This window comes from Kitasatospora sp. A2-31, assembly GCF_022288725.1.
Taxonomy (GTDB): domain Bacteria; phylum Actinomycetota; class Actinomycetes; order Streptomycetales; family Streptomycetaceae; genus Kitasatospora.
Map to the genome: position 1 here is coordinate 1 of NZ_JAKNTA010000056.1, position 8,108 is coordinate 8,108.

2 protein-coding genes and 1 pseudogene are annotated in these 8,108 nt (G+C 71.0%); 2 read left to right on the plus strand and 1 reads right to left on the minus strand.

The features are described from left to right. A partial coding sequence (locus MCM47_RS38930; RefSeq protein WP_305068075.1) for a LamG-like jellyroll fold domain-containing protein occupies window positions 1–5,958 on the minus strand: 5,958 nt, incomplete at its 3' end. A gap of 445 nt (window positions 5,959–6,403) precedes the next feature. On the opposite strand from MCM47_RS38930, the pseudogene mycP reads away from it, so the two are divergent. Then, window positions 6,404–7,489: pseudogene (mycP, locus tag MCM47_RS44315) on the plus strand (type VII secretion-associated serine protease mycosin); the annotation flags it as partial. Between the two features lie 202 nt (window positions 7,490–7,691). Then, window positions 7,692–8,108: hypothetical protein (locus MCM47_RS38940; RefSeq protein ID WP_238951644.1), on the plus strand; the 417-nt coding region annotated here is incomplete at its 3' end.

Genomic DNA, 8,108 nt, shown 5'->3' on the forward strand with positions numbered 1-8,108 from the left:
GCGACCGCCGGTGTCGACCGCGCTCTGGCGGCCGTCCAGGTACAGGGTCTGGCCGCTGTCGTCGGCCGTCAGGACGGCCTGGTGCCAGTTCCCGTCGTTGACGGTGCGGTCGGAGGTCAGCGTGTAGCCGGACCAGCCCATCCAGAACTGGCCGTGCAGGCGGCCGTCCGAACCGACGTACAGCGCGTCGTTCCAGTGGGCGTAGGAGGGCCGCGGGGTGTCGACCGGCCAGTCCTGGTAGCTGTACAGCGGCCCGCCGTCGGTGGTCTTGAACCAGAGCTCCATGCTGGCCGGGCCCTTGCTGGGGGCGGCGTCCGCGGGCAGCCGTAGGAAGGAAGTGCTGCCGTTGAAGACGGCGGAGCGCTGGTTGTTGTAGTCGCTGGTGGGACCGTCGGCGTTCAGGACGACGTCCTGGTAGGTGCCGGAGGTGCCGTCGGGCAGCGCGGTGCCGAGCTCGTCGAGCGCGTACCACGATCCCGAGGGGTCGTTGAGGCGCCAGTAGCCGTATGCCCCGTTCTGGACGACGGTGGAGCGGTAGGCGCCGGCGGCGTCGATGCCCCCGGGGGGTCCCGAGGTGGTCGCGGCGCGGTACTGGGCGGCGATGGTGCCCGCGCCGAGGGCGTAGTTGAAGATCGCGAAGTCGCTCAGCGCGCCCTTGAAGTGGCCGGCGGAGTCGGTCGGCGCGGCGGGCCAGCTGTCCGTGGTGCCGGCTCCGAGGTAGGCGTAGGCCGACCCGTTGTAGGTGATCGGGAGCCCGGTGGCGTTGGCGGAGGCCTTGGCGCCGTCGAGGTAGAGGGTCTGCCCGGAGGAGTCTCCGACGAGGGCGGCGTGGTGCCACTTGTCGTCGTTGACGGGTGCAGGTGAGACGGTGCCGTTGGCAGGGTCGCCGCTCCACATGGTGCCGTGGAGCCTGCCGTCGGTGCCGACGTACAGCGCGGGGTTCCACCGGTCCGTCGAGCCGTTGGGACGGCCTTCGACCGGGAACGACTGGTAGCCGTAGAGGACACCCGGGCCCGTCGTCTTGAACCAGAGTTCGACGGTGGTGGCCCCGTAGGGCTTCGGAGCGATGTTGCCGGGCAGCTGGATGTACGAGGTGGTGCCGTTGAAGCCGGTGGTGGCCGAGGTGCCGGAGGCCCAGGGCCCGCTCTGGCAGCAGGTGGTGCCGTGGTTGGTGCCGCGGTTCTGGGCGAGCGCGGCCGAGGAGACGACCTCGGTGACCTGATTGCCGCTCCTGTCGTCCAGGCGCCAGTACCCGGTGGGGTGGGCGTCGAGGACCGCGGCGTCGTACTGCGCCTGGCCGCCGGTGAGCGCGGTCTGGTACAGGGCGGTCGCCCTGACCGTGTCGAAGCCGTGCGGGAAGGCCGCGACGTCGGCGATCTGTCCCTTGAAGTGGCCGGCGGAGTCGGCCGGCGCGGCGGGCCAGCCGCCGAAGACGGCTCCGGCGCCGAGGAACACGTGGTCGGTCCCGTTCGGTGCGATGGTGCCGTTCAGCGGGCCGGCGGCCAGGGTGCCGTCGAGGAAGAGGCTCTGGGAGGTCGGGCTGTCGGCCGACAGCAGGGCGAAGTGCCACTGGTTGTCGTTGACGGCGCCGCCGGTGGCCAGGGTCTGGGCGGCGTCGCCCATCCAGAGCTGGGCGCGCAGACGCCCGTCGTTGCCGATGTACAGAGCGGGGTTCCAGCGGCTCGTGGTCCCGTTGGAGCTCCCGCCGACCGGGAACGACTGGTAGGAGAGCAGGACGCCGGTGTCACTGGTCCTGAACCACAGGCCGAGGGCTCCCGGTCCTGCCTGCGGGGCGTAGGCGGCGGGCAGTTCGGCCCAGGACGTGCTGCCGTTGAAGGTGGCCGCGACGGCCCCGGGGAACGGGCCGGTAGCACCGAGGGCGACCTCGGAGTAGTTGCCGCTGTTGGGGGTCGGGCGGGGCGTGTAGACCTGGTTGGCGGCCTGGACACCCGCGCTCTCGGACAGCCGCCAGTAGCCGGCGGGCCGGGAGCCCATCACCTGGCCGCGGTACTCCTGGGAGGAGCCGGAGACGGTCGGCGCGTTGAGCTTCCAGGTGCCGCCGTTCTCGTCGGTGACCTCCGCCGCACGGTCCTTGAGGGTGTCGTAGGCGACGGAGAGCCTGGTCTTGCCCGAAGGGAGCTTGAGTCCGGACAGCTCGGGCGAGGCATGGCTGCCGGCCTCCCAGAGGGACGCGGCCGCCGGGGCGCCGAGCGTGCGGTTGTAGAAGGCGACGTCGCTGATGCTGCCGGAGAAGTAGTTCGCACGACCGGTGTAGTCGTACGGCGTGTCCGGCCAGCCGGCGCTGATGAAGCCGCCGCCGACCGCCTCCGACCGCTGACCGGGCGCGATCACGGCGCCGGGCAGACTGCCCTGGGCCTGCCCGTCGAGGTACAGGGTCTGGGAGGTACCGGCTGCGGACAGCAGGGCGAAGTGCCACTTGCCGTCGTTGACCGCGTCCGAGGAGTCGATGGTGTTGGACGGCCCGTTCCAGAACTTGGCGTGGAGCTTCCCGGACACGCCGACGTAGAGCGCCGGTGTGTAGTTCGCCGGTGTGGCGCCGCTGCCGGGGAAGGTGTCCGCCTGATAGCTGAACAGCACGCCCCAGGCGGAGGTCTTGAACCAGAGGCCGACAGAGGTGTACGAGGACGTGTCGAGCACGCTCTGCGGGAGCGTCACGTAGCCGGAGGTTCCGTCGAAGGTGGCCGCCGTGGCCGTCGACGCCGTCGGACCGGGGGTGCCGAGCGTCACGCCGCTCGCGGAGTAGTGGGCGTTGTCGTTGCCCTGGTTCTCGATCACCTCGCTGACGGCCGTGTCGCCGCCGGCCTCACCGAGTCGCCAGTACGAGACGGGGGCGGAGTCGAGCACCGCCGAGCGCAGGTGGGATCCCTCGTTGTAGCTGTACGTGGTGCACGGGCGCGCCGTGTTGGTGCCGGCCGGGGGTGTGCACACCTGGTCCAGCTGGTCGGGCTTCGCGGCATTGTACGTGTACGTCCACGTCAGGGCCGTGTTCCAGTCGGTGCCGGTGACCGGGTCCGTGTACACCTTCGCGACGTGCCGGCTGTCCGCGGTCCACTCCAGGTGCAGGGCGCGGTGCGACGCCACGTCCGTCACCGTGTCCAGCCGGCCGTCGGCGTAGTGGAGGCTCTGCTGGTGGCCCGCCGAGTCCGTGACCCCCGACAGGGCGTGGCCCCCGTTGGAGGCCGCGTGGAACTCGTAGCGGGTCCCGCCCTTGACTTGCAGGTCGTAGCCGCCGTCCGGGGCGGTGCTCAGGGACTCGAACTCGCCCGGTGGCGGCGTGAAGACGCTCCCGCCGTGCGGGTCCGCGCCGAAGCGGGCGGCGCGGCCGTTGGCGGTGGTCAGGACGACGGAGCCGGTGCCGTCCGCGTCCGGCTGGACGCGCATGTCGAACGCCGAGGTCCAGCCGGCCCCGAAGAGCGTCGAGGTGCGGGGGTCGAGCGAGTTGTAGGAGCGGGTGACCGCCAGGGCCGGGCCCACCGTCTTCACCTCGGCGTCGGTGGCCTCGGTGGTGTAGTTGCCGACCTTGGGGTCGAAGGTGCGGCCCGAGGCGTCGCCGGCCGCACCGCCCAGGTGCGAGGTGATCAGCGGTTGCTGGACCTCGGTGGAGAAGGACGCCGTGTCGGACAGCGGGCTCTCCCCCACGTGGTCGCCGGCCTTGACGTTCCAGAGGTAGCTCTTGCCCCACTCCAGCACGCCGGCGGGGACCGCCCAGGACGTGCTGGGCTGCCAGCCGGACTCCGCGATCAGCTGGGGGTCGCCCGAGGACGGCTTGGTGTAGACCCGGAAGTCGTAGTCGAGCCCGAGGCCGGGGTAGTTGTCGACGTCGTGACCGATGGCGTACAGCTGCGGCTGAAGACCGCCGACGACGGAGCCCGACAGCGGGGCCATGAGGTCGAGTTGGGGGTTGAGGGCCGCAGCCGCCACCCAGGTGCAGTTCTGGTACGGGATGCCGTAGGTGTCGAGCAGCGAGGCGGTGCCGTTCACCAGGCCGTCCCAGCACAGCTGGTAACTGCGTCCCGGGGCCATCGGCGGGATGGTGGCGGTGAAGGTCACCGACTCACCGGACTTCACCAGGCCGGGGACACCGGTGGTGGTGCCGGCTCCCGGCCACAGCTCGTTCCAGTTCTCGTCGTAGAAGCGCGGGCGGACCCGCATGCTGTTGGAGTTCCACCAGTTCGCCGCGAGGTTGGTCATGGTGACCTGCTGCGAGCCGGGTGCCACCGCCGTCGGCGGGACGTAGTTCGGCGGGACGGAGTAGCTGGCGGCCCAGTCGACGTAGGTGAGCTTCAGGTAGGGCGGGAACTTGGTGTTGACGCTGTCGAACTTCTTCCACGCCTGGATGTCACGGGTGTCGGAGGTCAGTGCGAAGCCGTAGTTGGGGGCGCCGTGCGTCCAGCTGTTGACCAGTTGCACGCCCGCGGTCGTGGCCGAGTCGCCGAGGTTGAACGGCACGGTGACGGGCGAACCGGGGCAGTAGTTGCTGTTGGGCGCCTTGAAGGAGGCGGAGGCGATGGCCGCGGGGTCGAAGGGTACCTGGGAGGCGTTGGTGACGCCGGCAGGGTTCCAGGCCGAGGTGATCGCGTGGACCACGACCTCTCGCTGGAGGCAGCCGCCGCTCCAGATGGCGTTGAGGTTCAGCTCGGCCTTCTGGATGTACATGTTGCCGAGGTTCGAGCCCAGGGAGTCGAAGACCAGGTAGCTGATGTCCGAGGGGGATCCCCCGTTGTAGCTGCCGACCTTGAGGGTGTCCTCGCTCGAGTGGTTGTAGGAGTTGGTCGAGTCCACGTAGGTCGACCGGGTCGCGCCGATCTGGCCGGTCGGGTCGACCTTCACCGGGAAGACCCGCCGGGGGTCCTTCAGCCATCCGGCGTCGATGTCCATCACCAGGGCCGGCTTGCCGTCGATCGCGGTGAGCCGGTAGGTCACGGCGTCGGAGTGGGCCGGCTCGCCGGAGTGCGGGTCGACCGCCGAGTCTTCCATGAATCCGCGCGGGATCGTCATCCTGGCGTGGCCGCTCTCGTCGGTGAACTGCACGTTGCCCGCAGCGTCCAGGGCGGGCGACAGTCCGGTGACGGTCAGCGGGAACACCCAGCTGGTGGGCGCGGAACCGCTGTGCAGGACCAGCGACTCCTTGATCCCTGCGGCGAGGGCGTTGTACACCACGTCGGTGTCGGGCAGCGCACCCGGATAGGTCAGCTTGTCCGTCGCCGCGACGGCCTCCACCGGCCGCGCGTCCTGGAGGCTGTACGACAGGCGGTGCCCCGGGTCGATCGTCCAGTCCAGCAGCACCGGGCTGTCGGCCTTCGGCGCGAAGCTGAGCGCCTGGTCGTTCGCGGCCTCGGCCCACCGGTTGTCCCTGCGGCGGGACAACCCGGTATCGATGTTCTCCCAGGTCCCGTCGGCCTTCTTGTAGTGGACGGGTCGGGTGTAGACGCGCATCGTCTTCGTGCCGTCGGAGTTCTCGAACACCGAGGTGGTCGGGGTCCTCGCCCCGGTGACCTCGGCCGCGCCGGCGGGGTCGGCAGGGGCCACCCAGGCCGCGGAGGAGTCCTTGGTCGGCGCGGTCCGCCCGGCCGTCGCCTCTCCCGCGCTCCTGGGCGCGTTCTCGTCGGCCTTCCGGCGGCCGCGCCCGGTCAGGTCCGGCGGTGTCACCTGGACGCCGGCCACGGGCTGCTGCGGCTCGGGCGTACGCAGCTTGCCGGGGCCCTGCGCGGTCGCCTGCCCGGACAGTTCGCCGGGGGCGGACGTGTGTCCGGCCGATACGCCGTCGGCGGCCTTTCCGCGGGACGTCTCGGCCGCGCCGACCCGGTGGCTCAACCCGTCGGTGCGGCCGGCGATCTGCGGCGGCGTGGGCGGTGCTGCAGATCGCGCGCCCGAGGGTGCGAGCCGTTCGGCGAACGCCACGGCGGGCTGGATGGCCACGGCCTGGACGAGGAGCATGCACAGGAGCGCCGACAGCCAGCGTGCCCTGCCCCATACGGTGGTGCCCCGAGCAGGTCCGACGAGACGCGCGAAAGGAACTGCGTGTTCGCGGGCGCGGTTGCTGGTGCGGCCTATGAGCGAAGCCGTGTGGCGGTGCGAAAAGCGACGCAAGGCCGTCCCCAAGGTAGGCGGATGCGGAGTGCCACACCCCCTATGGGCAGGCCCACGAACGTTCTATCGACCGCGCGCGAGTTCCGTCCAGTCACAAATGCGTTCTTCCTCACGGGAATTGACGATGTATGGGTCAATTCATCACCAAATGATCTAGGCAAAGGTCTGCTAAAGACCGCCCGGACTCCATTCCTCCGGTACACCCGCTCGTCATCCGTGGATACGATCTGTACCCGCCCGGGGGCACCCCTGGGTCACATGTGTTCGTCAACTTCCGTTCGGGGGAACAACTTTGTCCGGTCGGCGCCGCTTCGTCCACATTGGTGGCGCTGCGCTCCTCGCCCTGGCCTTTCTGGGCGCGACCTCCGCGAGTCACGCGGAGTCCATTCGCGCCGGCGAATGGCCCCTCGATTCGGGACATTTCAGGGCGGACGAGATCTGGGCGACCAGCCGCGGATCCGGCACGACGGTGGCCGTCGTCGACAGCGGGGTAGCCGCCGACCATCCCGATCTGGCCGGCCGGGTACTCCCCGGTGTCAGCCTGCTGGGGGACGGCGGTGACGGCCGGACCGACACCTCGGGCGACTCCCACGGCACGGCCATCGCCGGCATCATCGCCGCCGGCGGAGGGCCTGCCCCGGGCGACGGGATGACAGGTCTGGCGCCGGAGGCGAAGATCCTCCCGGTCCGGGTCGGCCCGGGCGGCCAGATCTCCGCGTCCGCAGTCGCCCGCGGCATCGTCTGGGCAGCGGACCATGGCGCACAGGTCATCAATATCTCCGTCGGATCGCCGGATCCCGACCCGCTTCTGCGACAGGCCGTCAGCTATGCGATGGAAAGGGACGCCGTCGTGGTCGCCTCCGCCGGAAACGACGGGGACAGAGGAAATCCCGCCATGTATCCGGCGGCCTTCCCCGGTGTCGTCTCCGTCTCGGGAGTCGACTCCGCCGGGGTCTTCTGGCCGTCCAGCGAATCCGGGCCGGGTATCGTCGTCGCGGCACCCGCCGTCGGGATCCTCTCCACCAATGACCAGGGCAGCTACGTCAATGCCGACGGCACCAGCTACGCGGCCGCGTACGTCTCGGCCACTGCCGCGCTCATCCGCTCCAGTCATCCCGAATTGAGCGCGGGCCAGGTGATTCACCGCCTCATCACCTCCACGATCGAACGCCTTGACCGTCCGGACGCGAAACTCGGGTACGGCAGGCTGGATCCGCTCGCCGCTCTGACCGGTGTCCAGGACGCGGCCGGCCGCGAGAACCCGCTCCTGCGCCCCCGGGGGGCCGAGCCGTCCGCCTCGTCGTTCCCCACCGTCCCGGTGGCAGCGGTCGCCGCCGGGTCTGTCCTGGCGGTCTCGGCCGTGGTCCTCGTACGGCTCCGTTGGCGCCGCCGACCCGCACCCCCGGCACCCGCGCGACCCCGGTCCGCCGGCGGCGGGGGCAGGAACAGGGGCAGCCAGGGGACCCGTCGCTCGGAAAGGCCCCGGAAGAGCCGCCGTTCCTGCCCCTTCCCCCCCTTCTCCCCCCCCCCCTGCCCGCCGTCCCCGCCCAGCCGTGTCAGCCCCGAGGAGAGTCCCTCCGATGCCGCTCCGCTCCCTCCACTCCGGCCGCAGGCGGCTTCTCCCGGCCGTACTCGTTGCCGCGGTCGCCGCCGGCCTGGCCGCACTCGCGCTCGTCCGCGGATCCGGGAACGACCAGGCTCCGCCACCCGCCCGCGCGAACGACCTCTCCGGACGCGCCACCGCGTGCCTGGCCGCCGACAGTGCCACGGCCGCGGGCAACGACACCGTCTCCTCGGTCTGGACGGCCATGCAGAAGGCCGGCACCCAGCACGGCACCAACGTCCAGCAGATGATCGCGCCCGCCATCGATGCCGGTCAGTCCGGCCCCGTCCTCGCCGGGTTGGTCACCCAGCGCTGCGACCTGATCGTGACCGTCGGGGCTCCGTTCGGTCAGGCCGGTCCCGCACTCGCCTCGGCGGTGCCGTCGCTGCGGATC